Origin of the sequence: Methylophaga sp., from assembly GCF_048266885.1 — a bacterium.
Taxonomy (GTDB): Bacteria; Pseudomonadota; Gammaproteobacteria; order Nitrosococcales; family Methylophagaceae; genus Methylophaga.
This window is the reverse complement of sequence record NZ_JBLWYR010000033.1, coordinates 1-21,318: the sequence shown is the minus strand read 5'-3', so window position 1 is coordinate 21,318 and position 21,318 is coordinate 1. Positions and strand designations below refer to the sequence as shown.

15 protein-coding genes and 1 pseudogene are annotated in these 21,318 nt (G+C 45.1%); 12 read left to right on the top strand and 4 right to left on the bottom strand.

All coding sequences use genetic code 11. The features are described from left to right. Positions 1-79: 79 nt before the first annotated feature. Positions 80-208 carry a hypothetical protein gene (locus ACN0V2_RS12875; protein ID WP_417551229.1) on the bottom strand — a complete coding sequence of 43 codons (129 nt, stop codon included), beginning with the start codon at positions 206-208 and terminating at the stop codon, positions 80-82. A 231-nt stretch (positions 209-439) separates the two neighbouring features. Between ACN0V2_RS12875 and ACN0V2_RS12870 the strand changes: the two genes are divergently transcribed. Continuing rightward, complete coding sequence (locus ACN0V2_RS12870; RefSeq protein ID WP_417551228.1) at positions 440-2,224, top strand: ABC transporter ATP-binding protein; 1,785 nt, start codon at positions 440-442, stop codon at positions 2,222-2,224. A gap of 301 nt (positions 2,225-2,525) precedes the next feature. Here the strand turns inward: ACN0V2_RS12870 and ilvD are convergent, their stop codons facing one another. Continuing rightward, entirely contained in the window at positions 2,526-4,379 is a 1,854-nt protein-coding gene (ilvD, locus tag ACN0V2_RS12865; protein WP_417551227.1) for a dihydroxy-acid dehydratase, read from the bottom strand. Between the two features lie 122 nt (positions 4,380-4,501). Between ilvD and argA the strand changes: the two genes are divergently transcribed. Then, complete coding sequence (gene argA / locus ACN0V2_RS12860; protein ID WP_417551226.1) at positions 4,502-5,797, top strand: amino-acid N-acetyltransferase; 1,296 nt, start codon at positions 4,502-4,504, stop codon at positions 5,795-5,797. Here the strand turns inward: argA and ACN0V2_RS12855 are convergent. Beyond that, positions 5,794-6,309 carry an RNA pyrophosphohydrolase gene (locus ACN0V2_RS12855; RefSeq protein ID WP_417551225.1) on the bottom strand — a complete coding sequence of 172 codons (516 nt, stop codon included), beginning with the start codon at positions 6,307-6,309 and terminating at the stop codon, positions 5,794-5,796. The genes argA and ACN0V2_RS12855 overlap by 4 nt on opposite strands. Positions 6,310-6,457: 148 nt before the next feature. On the opposite strand from ACN0V2_RS12855, the gene ACN0V2_RS12850 reads away from it, so the two are divergent. From ACN0V2_RS12850 to ACN0V2_RS12840, 3 genes are all read left to right on the top strand, one after another. Further along, the gene (locus ACN0V2_RS12850) at positions 6,458-7,114 is read left to right on the top strand and encodes an HAD family hydrolase (RefSeq protein ID WP_417551224.1); all 657 of its coding nucleotides are present in this window, start codon (positions 6,458-6,460) and stop codon (positions 7,112-7,114) included. Between the two features lie 46 nt (positions 7,115-7,160). Continuing rightward, positions 7,161-8,603 carry an Asp-tRNA(Asn)/Glu-tRNA(Gln) amidotransferase subunit GatB gene (gene gatB / locus ACN0V2_RS12845; RefSeq protein ID WP_417551223.1) on the top strand — a complete coding sequence of 481 codons (1,443 nt, stop codon included), beginning with the start codon at positions 7,161-7,163 and terminating at the stop codon, positions 8,601-8,603. 207 nt (positions 8,604-8,810) lie between these two features. After that, entirely contained in the window at positions 8,811-9,953 is a 1,143-nt protein-coding gene (locus ACN0V2_RS12840) for an FIST signal transduction protein (protein ID WP_417551222.1), read from the top strand. Here the strand turns inward: ACN0V2_RS12840 and gshA are convergent. After that, entirely contained in the window at positions 9,950-11,224 is a 1,275-nt protein-coding gene (gene gshA, locus ACN0V2_RS12835) for a glutamate--cysteine ligase (RefSeq protein WP_417551221.1), read from the bottom strand. The genes ACN0V2_RS12840 and gshA overlap by 4 nt on opposite strands. Positions 11,225-11,502: 278 nt before the next feature. Between gshA and pilG the strand changes: the two genes are divergently transcribed. The 7 genes and pseudogenes from pilG to ACN0V2_RS12800 form a co-directional block, all read left to right on the top strand. Then, complete coding sequence (pilG, locus tag ACN0V2_RS12830) at positions 11,503-11,910, top strand: twitching motility response regulator PilG (protein ID WP_281198070.1); 408 nt, start codon at positions 11,503-11,505, stop codon at positions 11,908-11,910. Positions 11,911-11,916: 6 nt separating this feature from the next. Then, positions 11,917-12,288, top strand: a complete 372-nt coding sequence (gene pilH / locus ACN0V2_RS12825) for a twitching motility response regulator PilH (RefSeq protein ID WP_417551220.1) — start codon at positions 11,917-11,919, stop codon at positions 12,286-12,288. After that, positions 12,285-12,833 (top strand): chemotaxis protein CheW, encoded by a 549-nt coding sequence (locus ACN0V2_RS12820; protein WP_417551219.1) that lies wholly within the window; start codon positions 12,285-12,287, stop codon positions 12,831-12,833. Before pilH ends, ACN0V2_RS12820 begins: the two co-directional genes overlap by 4 nt. A gap of 24 nt (positions 12,834-12,857) precedes the next feature. Then, positions 12,858-14,120, top strand: a complete 1,263-nt coding sequence (locus ACN0V2_RS12815; RefSeq protein WP_417551218.1) for a methyl-accepting chemotaxis protein — start codon at positions 12,858-12,860, stop codon at positions 14,118-14,120. A 28-nt stretch (positions 14,121-14,148) separates the two neighbouring features. Then, positions 14,149-19,854 (top strand): Hpt domain-containing protein, encoded by a 5,706-nt coding sequence (locus tag ACN0V2_RS12810; protein ID WP_417551217.1) that lies wholly within the window; start codon positions 14,149-14,151, stop codon positions 19,852-19,854. A 19-nt stretch (positions 19,855-19,873) separates the two neighbouring features. Then, positions 19,874-20,359, top strand: a complete 486-nt coding sequence (locus tag ACN0V2_RS12805; RefSeq protein ID WP_417551216.1) for a chemotaxis protein CheW — start codon at positions 19,874-19,876, stop codon at positions 20,357-20,359. Positions 20,360-20,368: 9 nt separating this feature from the next. Then, positions 20,369-21,318, top strand: a pseudogene (locus tag ACN0V2_RS12800) (transglycosylase); the annotation flags it as partial.

Below are 21,318 nucleotides of genomic sequence, written 5' to 3'. Positions count from 1 at the left end.
GAGTTGCAGTCGTCATCAGATGCTGCAATAGGCTGAGAAAATTATCACACCCCATACCTTATGTAAATAATAACGATTATCATTTAGGTTTATCTAAGAAGATTATTTGTTTTTGGTTAAACTCTTTAATTAATTCTGTCAGGATCTGGTCAGCAACATCCGTTATTGAATTTGGTAAAATCGCTTCGCGGTGATCAGTATTTTGCATGATCTGAACCAAGCGAGTCGGTATGCTGACAAAGTGTGGCTTTTACATCAGGGTGAACTCGTCGCCCAAGGATCACCACCGCAGGTGCTTCGACCTGAAACAGTAACAAAAATATGGGGTTATCAGCTGTAGTTATTTTTCAACAGCCAAGGCCAGCAAATACTGGTCTAATACCGGCACAAGATCCCGTTGCATTGCTGCCTACCGACCGTAAAGAATTGATTAACATCCATGAGCACAGAAACTAGCTATCAGCTTAAAGGCATACTCAAACAAGCGTTGAGTTATAAAAAGCATCTGGTTAAAGCCAACTTGATCGCATTTATTGCCACTCTGTGCGCGGTTCCAGTGCCATTATTGCTCCCCATAATGGTCGATGAAGTGCTGCTAAATCAGCCAGGCACCGCTGTGGCATTTATCTCCTCATTCACCCCCGAAGAATGGCACGGCCCAATTCTGTTTATCAGCGCCATGTTGATCCTGACATTGGTATTACGTTTGGCCTCGCTGGTATTAAACGTTTTGCAATCACGCTATTTCACCATTATCGCCAAACGCATTACCTTCCGAATTCGCCGCCAGCTGATCAAAAGGCTGGGCAAAATCGCCATCAGTGAATATGAAACCCGCGGCAGTGGTGGTATTTCCTCACATTTTGTCACCGATATCGAGGTCATTGATAACTTTATCGGCAACACTATTAGCCGCTTTATCGTCGCGGTGTTAAGCATCATTGGCACGGCAGTCATTCTGCTATTTCTGCACTGGCAATTGGCTTTACTGATTCTGTTTATGAATCCGCTGGTGATTTATTTCACTATGCGGGTGGGCAAACAAGTTAAAGATCTGAAGAAAAATGAAAACACCGCCGTAGAAATTTTTCAGCAAAGTCTGACCGAAACCCTTGACGCTATTCAGCAGATCCGAGCCGCCAATCGTGAAAAGCATTACTTCCTGCGGGTGATCGATCGTGCTCGTGGCGTGCGAATTCATGCCACCAGTTATGCGTGGAAAAGTGATGCAGCCAATCGTATTTCGTTTGTTATTTTCCTATTTGGATTTGATGTGTTTCGCGCTGTCAGCATGTGGATGGTGGTATTTTCCGATCTGAGTATTGGCCAGATGTTCGCCGTGTTTGGCTATCTATGGTTCATGATGGGCCCAGTGCAAGAAGTGCTGAATATTCAGTATGCGTATTACGCTGCCGGTGCGGCGGTTTCCAGATTGAACAAATTGTTTTCATTAAAACAGGAAGTGGTTTATCCGGCCAAAACCAATCCGTTTGTCGACGGCCAAGCCAGCAGTATTAGGATTGAGAATCTGCATTTTAGTTATGACGAAAATAATCCAGTGCTCAGTGGTGTTTCGCTGGAAATCAAAGCTGGGGAGAAAGTGGCTCTGGTTGGGGCTAGCGGTGCCGGTAAATCGACTTTGGTTAATGTGTTATTAGGTTTGTATCCCGCCGATAAAGGTATGGTGTATTTCAATGATGTGCCGGTGAGTGATATTGGCTTGGAAGGTGTGCGCGAACATGTGGCGACGGTGTTACAACATCCGGCGTTGTTTAATGACTCAGTGCGGGAAAATATTACACTGGGACGTAATTATTCCGATGCGGCTATTTGGCAGGCGATTCAAACGGCACAGATTGAAGATGTGATTCAAGCCATGCCGAAAGGTTTGGATACCCTAATTGGTCGCTCAGGTGTCAAACTCTCAGGTGGCCAACGCCAGCGACTCGCCGTGGCAAGAATGGCATTAATGAATCCTAGCGTCGTTGTACTCGATGAAGCTACTTCTGCACTGGATAGCAATACCGAACATCATTTACATATCGCCTTGGCAGATTATCTGAAAAACCGCACCACTATAATCATTGCCCATCGCTTAAGTGCCGTTCGGCAAGCTGATCGTATTGTGGTGTTTGATGGTGGTGAAATCATTGCCGATGGCGATCACGACAGCCTGATTCAAGAACACGGCATTTATCAGAAACTTTATGCTCAGCAGATTTAGGTTTTTTAGAATACCCTCCAGAGACACAGAGTTTTTTTAAAAAGATATTCATGCTGGGTTGAGTGGCTTATTGAAAAAATCCGCAGATTAATTACCCGCTTTTCTTAGTGTTTATCTTGTATTTAAGAGACAAGGCAGCTGACAAGCGAATTATAAAAAATGTTGGTTAGAGAACATACGCTATGTATTTGCAGGCTTATTGCCTGCAAATACATATTAAGAATCTGCGTAATCTGCGGATAAAATAACCACATCAACCCTCAAGCATTCTCTGTGTCTCTGTGGTTAGTTTTGTAATCCCTCAGCGGCGTTTTAGCTGCTCCACATCACGTACCGCGCCTTTTGCAGCAGAAGTCGTCAAAGCGGCATAAGCCTGCAACGCAAGGCTGACTTTGCGTTCGCGATTAACGGGTTTCCAGGCCATGTCTCCACGTTGTTCCATATGGATACGTCTGTCTGCCAGTTGAGCATCAGACAATTCAACATTGATTGTGCGGCCGGGAATATCGATATGAATAATATCGCCCTCTTCAACTAAACCAATATTGCCACCCTCTGCCGCTTCCGGTGAGGCATGGCCAATAGATAAACCAGAAGTACCACCGGAGAACCGGCCATCGGTGAGCAAGGCGCAAAGTTTGCCAAGACCTTTAGATTTCAGATAGCTGGTCGGGTACAACATTTCCTGCATACCTGGTCCGCCTTTCGGGCCTTCATAACGAATCAATACCACATCGCCAGCCTGAACCTGTTCAGTCAGAATGGCGGTCACGGCATGATCCTGCGACTCAAAAATACGCGCCGGACCGGAGAATTTTAAAATCGATTCATCTACACCAGCAGTTTTAACGATACAGCCCTCTTCGGCCAGATTGCCAAACAGGACAGCCAGACCACCATCTTTACTGTAAGCGTGCTCAACATTCCGAATACAGCCATTTTCACGATCCAGATCCAATGACGGCCAGCGGCAATCCTGACTGAAAGCCGTTTGGGTTGGAATACCAGCAGGACCCGCCAAATAACGTTGTAGCGCTGGTTCGTGATCTGTGCGCGCGACATCCCATAATGCCAGGCCTTCGGCGAGCGTTTTACTGTGAACAGTTGGAACATCAGTATGCAATAAACCGCCCGCAGCCAACTCAGACAGAATACCCACAACACCACCGGCACGGTGTACATCTTCCATGTGATATTTATTGGTGGCTGGCGCTACTTTGCAAAGATTTGGAATCTTACGTGACATGCGATCAATATCCGACATGGTGAAATCCACTTCACCTTCGTGCGCTGCAGCCAAGAGATGTAAAACGGTGTTAGTTGACCCCCCCATCGCGATATCTAAAGCAATGGCATTTTCAAATGCCGGTTTACTCGCAATAGAGCGGGGTAAAACATCTTCTTCATTATTTTCATAATAACGTTTGGCCAAATCGACGATACGTCGACCTGCTTCTAAAAACAATTCGCGACGATCAGCATGAGTAGCCAGTAGAGAACCATTCCCCGGCAATGACAATCCCAGAGCCTCGGTCAAACAGTTCATTGAGTTAGCGGTAAACATACCAGAGCAAGAACCACATGTCGGGCACGCGCTACGCTCTACTTGGGCCACATCCTCATCGCTAACATTGTCATCTGCAGCCTGGACCATGGCATCGACCAAATCAAGTTTTACGTCCAGACCTGCCAATTTGGTTTTACCGGCCTCCATCGGACCACCGGAAACAAATACCACGGGGATATTCAAGCGTAATGCCGCCATCAACATGCCAGGAGTGATTTTGTCACAGTTGGAAATACAGACCAGCGCATCCGCACAATGTGCATTGACCATATATTCAACCGAGTCGGCGATAATTTCACGCGACGGTAGGCTGTACAACATACCACTGTGCCCCATGGCGATACCGTCATCGACCGCAATGGTGTTGAATTCTTTCGCAACACCGCCAACCCGTTCGATTTCACGCGCCACTAACTGTCCCAGGTCCTTAAGATGAACATGGCCTGGTACAAACTGTGTGAATGAGTTCGCAATCGCTATAATAGGCTTGCTGAAATCATCATCCTTCATGCCAGTGGCCCGCCATAAAGCACGAGCACCCGCCATATTCCGGCCGGCTGTAGAAGTTTTTGAACGATATTCAGGCATTGATTTTCTCCAACAAAAATTGAAACTGGCGCTCCCTCTGAAACAAGAGAAACTCACCAGATTATCTAAGAGATTTTACACGCAACTTGGCAAGCATGTTGAGACTACGATAAAAAGGCACTATGAATTCATCATCACAACAACCGACTGACGCGCATTTCGCCACTACCACATCGTGGTTCAGGGCTGCCGCGCCCTATATTCATGCGCACAGTGGTGCGACTTTTGTTATTGCCTTTGATGGTGAAACGGTCGCAGCAGATAACTTTGATCATCTGATTCACGATCTGGCGATACTCAATAGCCTGGATATTAGACTGGTACTGGTTTTCGGAGCCCGCCCCCAAATTGAAGCGAAATGTGAAAAACTTGATATTGCAGTGAAATATCATCGCGGCCTGCGGGTAACCGATGATGCCAGTCTACAAGTTGCTCGTGCTGTAGTCGGTGATTTGCGGATCGCCATTGAATCCAAACTGTCTTTTGGTTTACCGCACACACCGATGGCCGATTCACGGATCCGTTGTGTCAGTGGCAATCTGGTAACTGCGCGCCCTGCAGGCATTATTGATGGTATTGATCTTGGTCACACCGGCGAAGTCAGACGTATTGATGCTGAAGGTATTCAACAACAATTAAGCAATGGTAATTTAGTATTGCTACCGCCTTTAGGCTACTCGCTTACCGGTGAGATCTTTAACCTTTCGGCCGAGGCGATTGCCACTGCTGTGGCCACCCGATTGCAGGCTGACAAGCTAATATTTATTGGTCAGAGTAATGCTGATTTGCCACGCGAAATCACTTTACAACAAGTTAAAGATTATGATCATCCATCACTTAACGCTGCCGTTACCGCCTGTGAGGCGGGTGTTTGCCGGGTACATCTACTTGATAGATCAGTGGATGGCGCATTATTGCAGGAATTATTCAGCCGTGACGGTGTAGGCACATTGATCAGTGCTACCTCGTTTGAAACTACTCGTCAGGCGAATATTGAAGATGTCGGTGGCATTCTTGAGCTTCTTCAGCCTTTAGAACAAAGCGGTGTATTGGTTAAACGTTCACGGGAATTGCTGGAACGGGAAATTGAACATTTCACCGTGATGGAACGTGACGGCACAGTAGTCGCCTGTGCTGCCTTATATCCTTACCCGGAAAATAATGCTGCAGAATTAGCCTGTATGGCGATATCAACCGATTACCGTCACCAGGGCCGTGGCAAGCAGCTATTAACTATATTGGAAAAACAAGCTAAAAAATCAGGCTGGGATACTTTATATGTGCTGACCACTCAAACAGCGCATTGGTTTATCGAGCATGGCTTTCAGCCTTCTGCTATTAGTGATTTACCGATGCAAAAACAGGCTTTGTATAACTACCAACGTAATTCGAGTGTATTTCGTAAACGGCTGACTTAGCCAACTGATGAATCGCGGTTACCGGCACGTTGGCGGTATTCAGGAAATAGCAGCGGTGCAAATTCATGTAGCGCTCTTTCATACACCCGCCGTTTGAAAAACACGATTTCTTCGACAGGCGTCCAATAATCTACCCAGCGCCAATCGTCAAACTCTGGTTTCTCATGCAAATCCAACCGCACATCGGTTTCATCACCGGTAAAGCGCATTAAAAACCAGCGTTGTTTCTGACCGATACATAAAGGCTTGTTACCGTAGCGCAAATAACGCTTCGGCAGCCGATAACGCAGCCAGCCCCTCGTGGTTGCAATCAACTCAACATGCTCACGACCCAGACCAACCTCTTCTGTCAGTTCACGGAAAGCAGCTTGCTCCGGCGTCTCGTTTATCTTAATGCCGCCCTGAGGAAACTGCCATGAGTCGTGCTGAGCACGTTGCGCCCACAACACTTGATTGAGGTCATTGCAGAGGATAATCCCCACATTGGCTCTAAAGCCATCTTTGTCTATCACGGTTCAATCTCTCACCGGGGCATCGGTAAGCAACGGCCGCCGGCACAATAATTTATTTAATAAGTTTAGATTAGTGAATGAGACATGAGGATGCAACGCATTTTGTCTTACAATAGTGGCTCATTTTATCGGGACGTGACCAGTTACAATGGCTTTAGCAATATTTGATTTAGACAATACTTTACTCGGTGGTGACAGTGATTATTTGTGGGGGCGCTATTTGGCGGAAAATGGCATTGTAGATCCGCAGAGTTATCACGATACCAATCTGGCCTTTTATCACGACTATCAAGCTGGCAATCTTGATATAAATGCCTTTCTGCAATTTGTATTTGAGCCTCTGGCCAAAAACAGCATGCAAGATCTGCTGAACTGGCGCACCGATTATCTGCAACAAAAAATCCTGCCGATTATTCTGCCAAAAGGTCGTGAGTTAATTGAATACCACCGCCAGCAAGGCGATATACTGTTAATCATCACCGCAACCAATAGTTTTTTAACCACACCGATTGCAGAACTGTTAAAAATCAACCATCTGATTGCGACTGATCCTGAAATGCTGGATGGACGCTATACCGGAAAAGTTTTTGGCGTACCGTCATTCCAGCACGGCAAGGTAGAACGTCTGCAACATTGGTTGGCTGAACATCAGCTGGATCTTGCCGGAAGTTATTTTTATAGCGATTCGCACAATGATCTGCCATTGCTGGAACAAGTCGATACACCTATCGCTGTAGATCCGGACGACAAATTGGCCGAAATTGCACGACAACGTGACTGGAAAATTCTAAGTCTGCGTGAATAATTGCTACAATTCCGGGTTTTAACCACTTAAATTCAGGCCGTCAATTATGGAATGGGAAGTTGTTATCGGGTTAGAGATCCACGCCCAACTTGCAACCAAAACAAAAATTTTCTCCGGAGCAGCCACTGCTTACGGTGCGGCACCTAACTCTCAGGCATGTGCCGTTGATCTGGGTTTACCGGGTGTGCTGCCGGTGTTGAACAAAGAAGCGGTCCGCATGGCTGTTAAATTCGGTCTAGCCGTTGATGCTGAAATTGCTGATCGCTCAGTGTTTGCCCGCAAAAATTATTTCTATCCAGATTTACCTAAAGGCTATCAAATCAGCCAGTTTGAATTGCCAGTTGTGGGCAAAGGCGAAATCACCATCGAAATGGAAGATGGCAGCGAGAAAATAGTTGGCATCACCCGGGCCCATCTTGAAGAAGACGCCGGTAAATCCTTGCATGAAGACTTTCACGGTCAAACCGGTATCGATCTGAATCGTGCGGGTACGCCATTGCTGGAAATTGTTTCCGAACCCGATATGCGCAGCGCTAAAGAAGCTGTAGCCTATATGAAAAAAATCCATTCACTGGTGCGTTATCTAGAAATCTGTGACGGTAATATGCAGGAAGGTTCTTTCCGTTGTGATGCCAACGTATCGATTCGTCCCAAAGGCCAGGAAAAATTCGGCACTCGCGCCGAGCTGAAAAACATCAACTCATTCCGGAATGTTGAACGCGCTATCAATATTGAAGTGGAACGGCAGATTGATGTGATTGAATCTGGCGGCACCGTGGTTCAAGAAACCCGCCTGTACGACGCAGATAAAAATGAAACCCGCTCCATGCGCAGCAAAGAAGAAGCCAACGACTATCGTTACTTTCCTGATCCAGACTTATTGCCATTAGTGTTGGATAAAGGGCTGCTTGACCAGGTCCGCGCTACGTTGCCGGAACTGCCGAATGAAAAACGCGATCGTTTCGTCAATGACATGGGTTTATCAAAATATGATGCCAGTGTGCTGACCAGCAGTCGCGAACTGGCAGATTATTTTGAAGCTGTGCTTGTCTCAACAGGCAATAAAGATCCTAAACAATGTGCTAATTGGGTTATCGGTGATCTTTCCGGTGCATTGAATAAAGCAGGCCTGGAGATCACTGAATCTCCAGTTTCTGCCCAACAGCTTGGCAGTGTGTTACTTCGAATTCAGGATAACACCATCTCCGGCAAAATCGCCAAGCAGGTATTTGAAGCCATCTGGAACGGTGAAGGCACTGATGCTGATGCGGTCATCGAAAGCCAGGGTCTCAAACAAGTGACTGATACTGGTGCGATTGAAGCAATGATCGATGACGTGATAGCCGCTAATCCAGAGCAAGTACAGCAATATCGTGATGGTAAAGAGCAAGTATTCGGCTTTTTTGTTGGACAGGTGATGAAAGCCTCGAAAGGCAAAGCTAATCCGGGCCAGGTGAATGATATTCTCAAACAAAAACTTTCTGGTTAGGCTTTATAAACGTTTTTAAAAAAGTCCTGAGCAAATAACTTTGCTCAGGACTTTTTTATGCGCCAGATTTGTGCAAATCAGTTCACATTTTGAATTATGCTACTCCCAGTTTTCGCCGAACTGATGTAGTATCGGCTGAGGTTTTTGAACACAGTTAACAAGGATGCTAATGATTCATTTCAATATCAGGATGTTAGGTTTACTAAAATGAAGTTTGTACAAGAACATTTACCAACCAAAAACGGTTTTAACAAACTCTCTTCAGCATCGACGTTGAGTGAAGCAAACTGGGTGTTAGTTTTTGGTTCCGTTAATCGCTTTAGTGAACGTAACTTTGCTAGTCAAATTCAAAAACGCTATCCCAATGCCCAAATCATTGGCTGCACTACTTCGGGTGAAATTACCGGTGACGGCGTGTTTGATGACAGTGTGCATATCACCGCCATGCAATGGCAAAAAAGCCAACTGCGCTTTATTTGCAAACCCGTGAATAGCATGGAGCAATCGCATGCGTTAGGTGCTCAGATTGCAAACGAATTAATTGCTCCAGATTTGAAAGGCGTATTTATCCTCAGTGACGGCCTCAATGTTAATGGTTCAGAACTGGTCGAGGGCTTGCAGGAAGTATTACCTAACACCCCAATTACCGGCGGACTGGCCGGCGATGATGCCAAATTTACCAAGACATTGTTACTGAATAATGATCAAATCAAAGATCGTATCGTAATAGCTGTTGGCATTTACGGCAAAGACGCCATTGTGACCAGTGGTGCATTAGGTGGCTGGAAGCCTTATGGTCCGCCAAGACGTATTACTAAAGCTATCAAGAATGTTGTCTATGAAATGGATAACAAACCAGCGTTGCCTTTATATAAGATGTATATCGGTTACTACGCTAGCGAGCTACCCTCCTCGGGGCTGAATTTTCCTTTCGCCATCATGGATGACAAAAACGTTAACGTGATTAGAACGTTGCTGTCGATAAATGAAAAAGAAAACAGCATGACCTTTGCTGGCAATATTGCTGAAGGATCCACAGTACGTTTTCTGAAATCAGATCACGATCAACTGGTCGCCGGAGCCAGCGACGCCGCCCGGCAGATTTTATTGAAGAAAGTGGATATTAACGATAAAGCCTTGGCGATCTGTGTCAGTTGTGTGGGTCGTAAACTGGTGATGGAAGATCAAGTTTCAGATGAAGTGTATGCGGTACAGCGGTTGTTGGGTATGCAAACTGGTATTACTGGCTTTTACTCCAATGGTGAAATCTGTTCCGGAGAAGACGATAGTCATAGTCAGTTGCATAACCAGACCATGACTATCGCTTATTTAAGCGAACATACTAACTAAGCTAATTCTCTCGCCGCGGCTAATAATGCTAGCCGCGCAATTACGCCATAAGCATAAAACCGGTTTGGCTCAGCGTCAGGTTTATCAAACTTGTCGGGAGTAATACAGGACTGGGCAAATGCCAATGGCTCAAAATGCATGCCTGGCGCATTGAGATTCTCATCCACACCTCTTCCAGTATGTACACGATAAAAACCACCTATTACAAAATGGTCCATCATATAAATAACTGGTTCAGCTACGGCTTGATCTTCACCCAACGTTTCAAAGGTATACACCCCTTCCTGGACCAACACATTATCAACAACCAAGCCTTCTTTGGCTGAAGACATCTTGGTACGTTGCTTACGATTCAAATTCAACAGATCATCAGCACTTTTCACCATCATAATGCCCATCCCGTAGGTACCCGAGTCCGCCTTCACCACAACAAATGGTTCACGATCAATGCCATATTGATCGTATTTATTTTGAATGGCTGTGAGTAGTGTATTCACATTACGTGCTAAGCATTCCATGCCACTTCGTTCCATAAAGTTTACCTCGCCACATTGCAACGTCAGCGGTGAGACCAACCATGGATCAATACCAATCTCTTCGGCAAAGGCATGTGCCACCATCGAATAATGGGTGAAATGATCGGATTTCTTGCGAGTCGACCAACCGGCATTTAGTGGTGGTGCAAGTTGCTGCTCCAGATCTTCAAGGATCGCTGGACGACCAGCCGACATATCATTATTCAACAACACCAAGCAGGGCGAAAAATCCCCTATCGCCACTCGGTTTCCCTGTCGTTCCAAAGGAGAAATTTCACAGGTTTTTCCAGAGGGCAATTCGACCTGAATAGTCTCACTGATATCTTCGCGCAAACTAGCAATGCGCGCTTCCAAACCGGCTTTTTCGAAAATATCTCTTAAGGTTTCTACACTTTCCAGATAAAACAGGTTTCGTGTGTGGTTTTCAGCAATGATTAATACCCGTCGGGCTTTCGGACAAAGTCGTTCAACAGCTGCTTGTGCCGCCTGCACACAGAGTGGCATAAAGGCAGGATTTAGATTGTTAAACCCCGCCGGAAATAAATTAGTATCGACGGGTGCCAATTTAAAACCAGAGTTTCGCAAATCAACTGACGCATAAAAAGGCGCTGGGGTTTTCAACCATTGTTCTCGCAACCAGCACTCAACATCTGCCTGCCGCTCCAATAAATGTGATTCCAATTCCAGTAAAGGCCCATTCAGGGCGGTAATGAGATGTGGTACGGCTGAAGTCATGATGAACTCTCTAAATCAATGAAAATGAGGCTGGCAGGGCTAAGATCTGTTTATCTTTCATCGCCACCACTGCTGGCGATGAAAGATAAACAGACCATTGTTACTGTGATATGGGACACAGATTGGATATTTCAAGTCATACATACTCTGTCATGCGTTTAGAAATGAAGGAATAACAGACCTTAACATCGAAAGTAGTCACTAGCCTGACGAACAAAAATGGGTTATCTTCAAGGCTGATTTTAATCGAATGTGTCAGGCTGTAGGTACAAATGACCGTGAGTGAGACTTTATCAGAATTTTCAGGCCTTAAGGTGATGGTCATCGATGACAGCAAAACGATTCGCCGTAGTGCTGAATCCCTGCTGCAAAAAGCAGGTTGTGAAGTACTTACCGCGGATAATGGTTTTGAGGCGTTGCCGATCATCAGTGGGCAGCATCCCGATATTATTTTTATCGATATCATGATGCCGCGCCTAGATGGGTATCAAACCTGTGCCTTAGTAAAAAATAATCCCAAATATCGGGATATTCCGGTAGTGATGTTATCCAGCAAAGATGGTCTGTTTGACCGCGCAAAGGGGCGGGTTGTTGGTGCAGAACAATATCTGACAAAACCTTTTACCCGTGATGATTTATTGGATGCGATACGGACGCATTTGTTAGACAAAAACAAGGACGCTTAGGTTTTTATGGCTTTAATTTTGATAGCCGATGATTCGCCAACTGAAGTGTATGTATTACAGAAAATGTTGGAAAAGAACGGTCACGAAGTCATCGTCGCTACAGACGGCGAACAAGCAGTTGCGATGGCGCAATCTCAATTACCTCAATTAATTTTGATGGATGTTGTAATGCCAGGTTTAAATGGATTTCAGGCCACTCGTCGATTAACGAAAGACAGTGCCACTGCACATATTCCAATTGTGATTGTTTCATCCAAGCATCAGGAAACTGATCGCATGTGGGGAATGCGCCAAGGTGCACGCGGTTATCTAGGTAAACCCGTATCCGAAGAAGACCTGATATTACAAATAAACGAATTGGTGGAAGTGTCAGCATGACCACAATGGACAATCCGGCAGATATTATTGCCATCCTCAAGGATATTGAACGTCGCAGTCAGCAGCGTATTGCGGGCTTATCTCAGCAAGATAATATGGAAGGCGCTTGGACAGCTATTGGCTTTCGTTTAGATAACCTTCATATGCTCATCCCGCTTGGCCAATCCCGAGAAGTCTTCCCGCTTCCACAACAGATCACTCCTGTCCCAAAATCACAACCCTGGGTTGTTGGAATGACCAGCCTGCGTGGCGATCTTTTACCATTAATTGATTTAAACTTTTTTTTACAAGGTAGCAGCAACCCACCAGATAAACGCAAACGCGTTATCGTTTTGAATCACCCCGAATTTTTCAGTGGTTTAATTGTAGATGAAGTGTTTGGTCTGAAGCATTTTCAACGGCAGCCAGAACCGGCAGACGCAAGACAGCACCTGCATCTCAAACCGTATTTACAGGGTCGACTTTACCAACAAGAAACTTATTGGCACGTTTTCAGCTTGCTTAAACTGGCTGAAGATCCCAGATTTTTAAATGCAGCCGCTTAACGATTTTATTTCAGGACACGCCATATGAACGCCACCAGTAAACTGTTTTTTTCTTCACTGCTCAGCGGCAAAAATCTGTTTTACCTCATTTTGATTATTGTTTTCAGTGGCTTGGCTCTTGCGGGAATCTGGTTATTAGTTTCGGGACAATATGTATTGGTCTACCCCGATCCATTAGTCACTGCTGCAGCGAGTGGATTAAGCGTCATTTTAGCAGTGGTATTCGCCTTAATAGTTGCTTACCAGCCTTTACGAAAAATCAAACACTCCATGGACGAAATGGAGCTACAAAATCGCCATAACCAGGATGCGATTTTGCGCTTACTCGATGAAATGGGCGATCTGGCCGATGGTGATCTGACCGTGACCGCTACCGTGACCGAAGATATCACCGGTGCCATTGCTGACTCCGTAAACTACACCATTGATGCATTACGTAGCCTAGTCGCTCAAATCAACTCGACTACCTTGCAGGTTGCCTCTGCAGCCCAAGAAACGCAGGCAACCGCCTTGCATTTGACCGATGCCAGTGAACATCAAGCACAACAGATTTCTGAGGTCAGTTCGGCCATTACCCAAATGGCAGCTTCTATCGAGTTAGTTTCTGAAAATGCCTCACAGTCTTCTGAAGTTGCGAAGCAATCGGTAAGTCTTGCCGTACAAGGTAACGGTGCGGTGAAAAAAGCCATCCACGGTATGGATACCATTCGCGAACAAATTCAAGAAACCTCCAAGCGGATGAAGCGTTTGGGTGAAAGCTCACAACAAATCGGCGAAATCGTTGAGCTGATCAATGATATCGCTGAGCAAACCAATATTTTGTCTCTGAACGCGGCCATTCAGGCTGCCATGGCAGGTGAAGCCGGTCGAGGTTTTGCGGTTGTTGCCGACGAGGTTCAACGACTGGCGGAACGTTCAGGTAGCGCCACTCGCCAGATTGATGCCCTGGTACGTACCATCCAAAGCGATACCAGTGAAGCGATTAGCTCGATGGAACAAAGCACGGCAGAAGTGGTTTCCGGAGCTCGCTTATCACAAGATGCCGGTGCTTCTTTGGAACAGATTGAAACGGTATCCCAACAGTTAGCGGAATTGATCAACAATATTTCCAGCAATGCAAAACAACAGGCTACAGCGGCGATTAGTACATCCGAAAATATGAGTGTAATTCAGGAAATCACCATGCAGACCTCAACCGGTACCAATGAAAGTGCGGCGGCGATCGGTAGACTGCTCGAACTGACAAACGAATTGCGTAAGTCAGTCTCTGGTTTCAAATTACCTTAATACAGCCTGAGCCGGCGGAGAAGCGCATATGACCCAATCCAGAGGCAACTACAATGCCCTGACATGGCTGCAGGATGAATTGCAGAAGTCACTCGCTGCAGCATTACAATCCGTTCAGACCTATATCGAAGATCCGCAACAACCAGAAGCGCTTAGCCGTTGTGTGGAGCACCTGTATCAAGTGAATGGTACATTGGAAATGCTTAATCTAGATGGCGCTCAGATGCTTGCAGCTGAAATGCAATCCATCGCTGGTCATATGCGCTCGTTTCCGGAAGATAAACAAAATTCAGCGCTAGAAACCCTTACTCGCAGCCTAATTCTGTTGCCGACGTATTTACAGAAATTAAATGAGAAGTTTCCCGATAATGCGTTATGTCTGCTGCACTCAATAAATGAATTGAGATTGCTGCGTGAGAAACCAGCAATTGCAGAAACCGATGTATTTACCCCTGATCTCTCATTAACACTTCCAGATAATATTGCTCCTAATCCTGCTCAAACTGCTCCTCCACTGGATTTGGAAAGACACAAAGTAGCCCATGTATTTCAACACTTGCTACTGACGTGGATGCGAGAACAGGATGATAAAAGTCTACGCAAAATGCGCGGTATTTTGCGTCATTTACGCCTGCAGTGTTTACAGCAAAAAACTACCTTATTCTGGTGGGTCGCCGAAGCCCTGTTAGAGGGATTAGTTCACAGAGGTATTCGTGATGATGCCAGCGCCAAACAACTTATCGGTAAAATGGCTTCAGCGATCCGTCTGGTTTGTGAAGGCGACGAAAACTCTTTACTGGCAGGTTATCCAGAAACCTTATTAAAGCAGCTTCTGTTGCTGGTAGCTCGTTCAAGCAGTTATGGCCCTTTGGTTACCGGGGTGAAAGAACACTTTGGTCTGACTTTTTATGATCAGGCCTCACAACTTATCGGCCATAGTGACTCGGCATTACAAGAAGCTCAAAATGCATTACTAGAACAACTTGAAGAACTAAAAGAGCGTATTAGCCAATTTGATACTGCTGAGGATCAAGCCGACGAAGCGGTCAATGATATTAGTCTGCAGTTGCTCAGCATGGCGGATACGCTTTCTCTGCTTCAGCATCAACAACAAAGTGATATCTTACATAGTCAACATACCGCGCTACAAAAGTGTCTGGCAACAGATAAGTCTTATCACAATCAACTGGCCAGTCTTGCAGATGATTTACTTAAAATCGAAGCGCGACTAAGACAAACCGATGCCTCAGATGCGATTCACCGTCAATTACAAAAAACGGTATTAACTGAATGTCTTAACGAATTAGCCAGTATTAAAGAATTGCTGATCCTACAATCCAGCCAGCAATCAGAAAATGCCGATACTGTTCATGAAAACCTGTCCAATAGTTTACGGATGTTGGCGGGTAGTCTCGATATTTTGAACATCAATAATGCAGCGGATCTATTTACTTCTCTTGCTGATAAATTTGTTGATGATGCGTCAATATTGTCCTCTGAACAGTCACAACAAGATTTGGCGGAGATATTAACTTCTGCAGAAATTTATCTAGAAAATATGCATCGAAATGGGCAAGCCGATGACAATATTCTGCAAACCGCCCTTCTGACATTGCAGAACTTTGGTCAAAGTTCTGAGCAAAATGAAACATTGGTTCTATCCGGAATTGATAAACCTAGTGCGAACGAACCTGCCGCTGAACATCAGACATTAAGCTCCGTTGATTTGTATATCAGTTCGCTTGAGGATAAAGCATCAAAAATTGATGCATCTCAGCTCAGCTTTGCCTCACCGGATCAAGAAACGTTTGAAGCGAAGGATATTCTGCAGTTAGAGGATCACGCCGAGACGTTGGAGCTGTCAGATATTAATTTGTCTGTCGCTGATAACAATGAAACCAAATTGGAAGAAGCAGCCCCCCAGAAGTTGAGCTCTGTCGATTTATATATCAACGCGCTTAAAGACAGAGAACCAGACACGGAAACTTTGCGATTTGAAGATTACCATTCGTTTTCCGCAGCCTCCGACGAGAACATCACTACCGATGAACCATTGGAGTTGCAAGATTATTACTCAACTGACTCCAGCATTGCCGAGACCGGAATGTCGGATTCGCTTGATCTTGAAGAATACCCCCCTTTAACGCTCGAAGCTGACGAGTCCTACGAAATCAGTGATTTAGCTATTTCTGGAAATTGGCAATTTGAAGATCATATTAATGCTGAAATCGCCGAGGTTTTTGTTGAAGAAGCCAATGAGGTTTTAGACGATTTGCAGCAATTATTACCCATTTGGAGCGAAGCTCCAGAGAATGGCGATCTTCCAACTATTCGTCGTCATTTTCATACCCTGAAAGGCAGTGGACGGATGGCTGGAGCCAACACCATTGCCGATATGGCGCAAGCAGTAGAACATTTATTAAATCAGGTATTAGAAGGTAGCTTACCTGTCTCGGATGAGATCATTGCTTTAGTCATGGAAGCAGTGCCAGAAGTTTACGACTGTTTAAGTTTATTTACTCAAGCACAAACCGATCTCACTGAATCGGCAGTCGCATTAACCACACTTGCCCGACAACTCACTGAACAGCAGAGCGTGTTGGATAGTACCGATGAGGATGGGGAAGACGAAGCATTACGCGATATTTTCTTTCAGGAGGCTGATCAACACCTGCAAACATTATTTGCGGAAACCGCTATTTTGCAAGCGGGAAAAGTCATTAACAAAACCATGCTCAGTGCGGCGCACTCTCTTAAAGGCTGTGCCAATATTGCCGCTGTAAAACCTGTCGCGATTATTGCGACGCAACTTGACCAGACGTTCCGCAATCTTTATCACCAGCAGCAAACATTCACTGATGAATCTATTAGCGAATTAAATGACATCATTATTGAATTAAGCCAGTTATTGCAAGCCGTTAAAACTGACACTGATGAACCTGATATTCGCTTACTGGATCGGCGAATTTTTGAGCTTTGCCCACAAAAGGCAGAACAAACTCATACTGCACCGCTTGATCCAGAACAGCTGGTTAGTTTTCTTGAGGAAACCGACACTTTACTCAATGAATACAGCCAACAGCTGGAACAATGGCAACAGACGGATGATGCGACACCGTTATCCGTCAGACATACGTTAAATACACTAGCAGAAAATGCTGAAAATGCCTCACTGCCCCAACTCGCGGCGCTTTATCAATTGATGCAACGGTTGATTATGCATCCTCAAAATCGAAGCGATAATTTGAGAGAGTTGCTAGACGAAGCTTTAGAAATCGTTAATGATCAAATTGAAGCGTTGATTCAACACAAAATGCCTGCGGACTTTACGACTTTCCGTGAACAAATCCGGGCCTCTTTAACGGCTTTAGACAACGTTTCAACCGTCGATGTTGATCCAGAAATTTTAGAAGCATTTACCGAAGAAGCAGCCGAACTATTGATATCAACCGATCGCGCTATCAAACACTGGCAGTCGGAACCGGAAAATCCTGCAGGTTCGATGCAGTTACAGCGTGATCTGCATACACTTAAAGGTGGTGCCAGACTAACCGCCACTAACACCATGGCAGATCTGACTCATCAAACAGAAACCTTGGTGCTCTCGGTTACCGATCGCTCAGAAAAACCTGACGAAAACTTTTTCAATCTATTGCAACGCTGTCAAGATCGTCTGACAGAAATGCAGGAACAATTAGCCAACAGAGATAACATTCCAGCTGCCATCGATTTACTACAGGATATTCAACAATATTCCGGTTATGTACCTGCTGATATTGACAACATGGATAACCTGGCAGATTTACCCGCTTTGATTGAAATGCCGCAGCCAGATATCCAGAATTTTGCCAAGGATAGAGCAGAGAAAACAAAAACCAGTAAACAGAGCTCTGAAAAAATCAGAGTCCGTGCTGACTTGCTAGATTATCTGAGTAATTTTGCCGGTGAAGTGAGTATTACCCGTGACCAGGTTACCCAGCAGCATGGTGTGATGCATCAGCAGCTTGAGGAAATGGAAGAGACGGTAGCCCGTTTGCATGAACAGTTACGCAAACTAGAAATAGAAACTGAAACCCAAATTCTTTTCCGTTATGAAGATACGGTTCAGGATACTAATGCTGAATTTGATCCATTAGAACTGGATAGATTTTCCACCATCCAGCAGCTATCACGCAGTCTGACTGAAACCGTTAACGACTTGAATAATATCAGCCGTTCGATGGGCAATCTAATGCGGGAAACTGATATTCTGCTGTTACAGCAATCCCGATTGAATACCGATTTGCAACAAGGTTTGATGCACACTCGCCTGTTGCCGTTCAATTCGATAGTGCCGCGATTGGAAAGGATTGTTCGTCAAACCAATAGTGAGTTAGATAAAGAATCCCAATTATTTGTCAGTGGTGCAGACTTGGAACTGGATAGAACAATCCTGGATCGTCTGGTGGCACCGATTGAACATATTCTGCGTAATGCCATCGCCCATGGCTTGGAAACCGCTGATGAACGTTCACAGCAAGGTAAAGATCGTACCGGTCAATTACAAATCAGCATGCAACGTGAAGGATCCGAGGTATTAATTACGATTGCTGACGATGGCCAAGGCCTGAATATTGAAAAAATAAAACAACGCGCAATCTCACAAAATTTAATCGATCCTTACAACATTCCCAACGAACAAGCGCTGATTCAATTGATTCTAACCTCAGGGTTTAGTACAGCTGACAAGATCTCACAGCTTGCTGGACGAGGCGTTGGAATGGATGTGGTCAGTAACGAAATTCGGTCACTGAAAGGCCGTTTATCAATCAGTTCACAACCGGGTAAAGGCACCCAGTTTCACCTACGCTTGCCATTGACGCTGTCCGTCATGCAGGCTTTGTTGATCTCGGTTAATCAACAACAATTCGCCGTTCCACTTTCGGCTGTCAATGCCGGTGAACGTATAAGTTTTCAGCGTATTGGCGAATTAATGGCACAGCAAAAGCCAACTTATACCTTTCACGGCGAACACTATGACTTTATACCGCTAAGTAATTTGCTCGGCCAACCACTCAATTTGCTGGACAATTTGCGTCAACAAATGCCGTTGCTGCTATTTCGTAGTGGCGATATCAAAATTGCCCTGGCGGTGGATAGTATTGATAGTAACCGGGAAATTGTTATCAAATCGGTCGGAGCACAGCTGGGGCAAATTGATGCTATAAACGGTGCCACTATTTTGGGTGATGGTCGGGTTGTGTTTATTCTGGATATCCCAACATTAATCGATACATATCAAGCTCCGTCAGGAACGGCTAACTTGCAACAGGCCAGTGAAACGTATCAACAGACGATTATTGATCGCAAACCACTGGCGATGGTTGTTGATGACTCCATCACCATGCGTAAAGCCAATAGTGGTCTGTTAGCTCGCTTAGGCTTTGATGTAGTGACCGCCAAAGATGGCGTTGATGCACTAGCACAACTCTATGAACAAACACCTGATATCGTATTACTGGATGTTGAAATGCCTCGCATGGATGGCTTTGAATTCGCGTCCATTATTCGTAACGATGCACAATTTAAACATTTACCGATCATTATGATCACCTCTCGAACCGGCGATAAACACCGTCAACGCGCTTTGACCATTGGCGTGAATGCGTATTTTGGTAAACCTTATCAAGATGATGAATTGATCATTTCGATGAAACAACAGCTGGGTAACCGTTACCCTGCTGAGCAACGCTAAACATTAACTAAAGGCAATTATGAGCAAAGAATCTGATTTCATTCATTGCATGTTGATTCCGCTTCGACAACATTATTTGCTGCTGCCGAATCCAACCATTGCTGAAGTCATTCCGTTGCCTCGCCTGACCGACAGTGATATTGACTCGGCCTGGTATATCGGCCAATTTTTCTGGCGTGATTTACCGTTACAAGTGATTGATTTAGAGACCATGATTGGTAGCGGCCAACAAAACAGTCGGCAAATTAATAAACTATGTGTGATAAATGGCATCAATAGCGAGGCTAAAATCAAACATTATGCAGTTGCTTGCTGTGGAGCCCCACAGCTAATCACCATCAATGAAACCGCCTTGCAACCCACTCACGATATTGTCGATTCAGACTGGTTACATTGTCAGATAAAAATCGGATCTAACGTGGCTTTTATTCCAAAATTAGACAATATTGAAACTCATCTGCAAAACAGTTTGTCGGGTAGTACATCCTCTGACAATTTGCTTTAAGATACCCGCATGAAAAATCACATTCGTATAGCAATGCTGCTGATGCTTGCAGCTTTTTTACCTGTTCAGGCCATTGCGGCAACTGATCTCAATCAACAACGCAAGATCTATCAGCAAGCAAAAAAGGCGCTGCAAACGCACCAGCTTGCTCAGTTCAAACAATTGCGTGGGCAGTTGGGTGATTACCCGTTGCATGAGTATCTAGATTATTTGTACTTGCAGCATCGAGTTAATGATGCAGAAGCGTCAAACATTAAACGCTTCCTCCAGACTCGGGAAGATAGTTTTTTCAAAGCACGGCTACGCAGCGCCTGGCTGGATAAACTGGCAAGAGAGCAGCAATGGCAACAGTATCTGGAGTTTTATCAAGCCCCTCAGTCTGCTGCACGCGAATGTAATTATGCTCGAGCTTTAATTGCCACTAATCAGCAACAAGCCGCTAGCGAGGCATTTGAAAAACTCTGGCTAGTATCAACCTCACAAGACAAAGCCTGTGATGCGGTGTTTCACCATGCTACTCAGCGTGGTTGGTTAACAGATAATTTACGCTGGCAACGGATGATGCTGGCCTTACGCAATCAACAATTTCCATTAGCAAATTATTTAGCCAAAACCGTCGATCAAAGTGCAACGGCTCAAGCATGGGCAAAACGCTGGGAAGACATACATAAAAACCCTGTTAGCCTACTATCGCAACTGCCCACTGCAGCGCCAGCTCAAGGCGTTTCTTTGGCACAAGATGTTCCAATGGCACGAGAAATTGTGGTTTATGGTTTAAAACGCTTAGCCAGAAAAGATCCCGCAAAGGCACATTATCATTGGGTACGGTTGGCAAACAGCTATCAATTTACGACTGAAGAACGACATGATGTTCAGGGCAGTATTGGGCTGTGGGCCGCGTTAGATCGTGATGACAGAGCGCTCTATTATTATGGTGATGCGCCCAATCACCCTTGGCG

Excerpts from the sequence above, each read along its gene's own strand:
- ACN0V2_RS12875 (WP_417551229.1), bottom strand. The coding sequence starts at position 208 with ATGCAAAATACTGATCACCGCGAAGCGATTTTACCAAATTCAATAACG.
- ACN0V2_RS12870 (WP_417551228.1), top strand. The coding sequence starts at position 440 with ATGAGCACAGAAACTAGCTATCAGCTTAAAGGCATACTCAAACAAGCG.
- ilvD (WP_417551227.1), bottom strand. The coding sequence starts at position 4,379 with ATGCCTGAATATCGTTCAAAAACTTCTACAGCCGGCCGGAATATGGCG.
- argA (WP_417551226.1), top strand. The coding sequence starts at position 4,502 with ATGAATTCATCATCACAACAACCGACTGACGCGCATTTCGCCACTACC.
- ACN0V2_RS12850 (WP_417551224.1), top strand. The coding sequence starts at position 6,458 with ATGGCTTTAGCAATATTTGATTTAGACAATACTTTACTCGGTGGTGAC.
- gatB (WP_417551223.1), top strand. The coding sequence starts at position 7,161 with ATGGAATGGGAAGTTGTTATCGGGTTAGAGATCCACGCCCAACTTGCA.
- ACN0V2_RS12840 (WP_417551222.1), top strand. The coding sequence starts at position 8,811 with ATGAAGTTTGTACAAGAACATTTACCAACCAAAAACGGTTTTAACAAA.
- gshA (WP_417551221.1), bottom strand. The coding sequence starts at position 11,224 with ATGACTTCAGCCGTACCACATCTCATTACCGCCCTGAATGGGCCTTTA.
- pilH (WP_417551220.1), top strand. The coding sequence starts at position 11,917 with ATGGCTTTAATTTTGATAGCCGATGATTCGCCAACTGAAGTGTATGTA.
- ACN0V2_RS12820 (WP_417551219.1), top strand. The coding sequence starts at position 12,285 with ATGACCACAATGGACAATCCGGCAGATATTATTGCCATCCTCAAGGAT.
- ACN0V2_RS12815 (WP_417551218.1), top strand. The coding sequence starts at position 12,858 with ATGAACGCCACCAGTAAACTGTTTTTTTCTTCACTGCTCAGCGGCAAA.
- ACN0V2_RS12810 (WP_417551217.1), top strand. The coding sequence starts at position 14,149 with ATGACCCAATCCAGAGGCAACTACAATGCCCTGACATGGCTGCAGGAT.
- ACN0V2_RS12805 (WP_417551216.1), top strand. The coding sequence starts at position 19,874 with ATGAGCAAAGAATCTGATTTCATTCATTGCATGTTGATTCCGCTTCGA.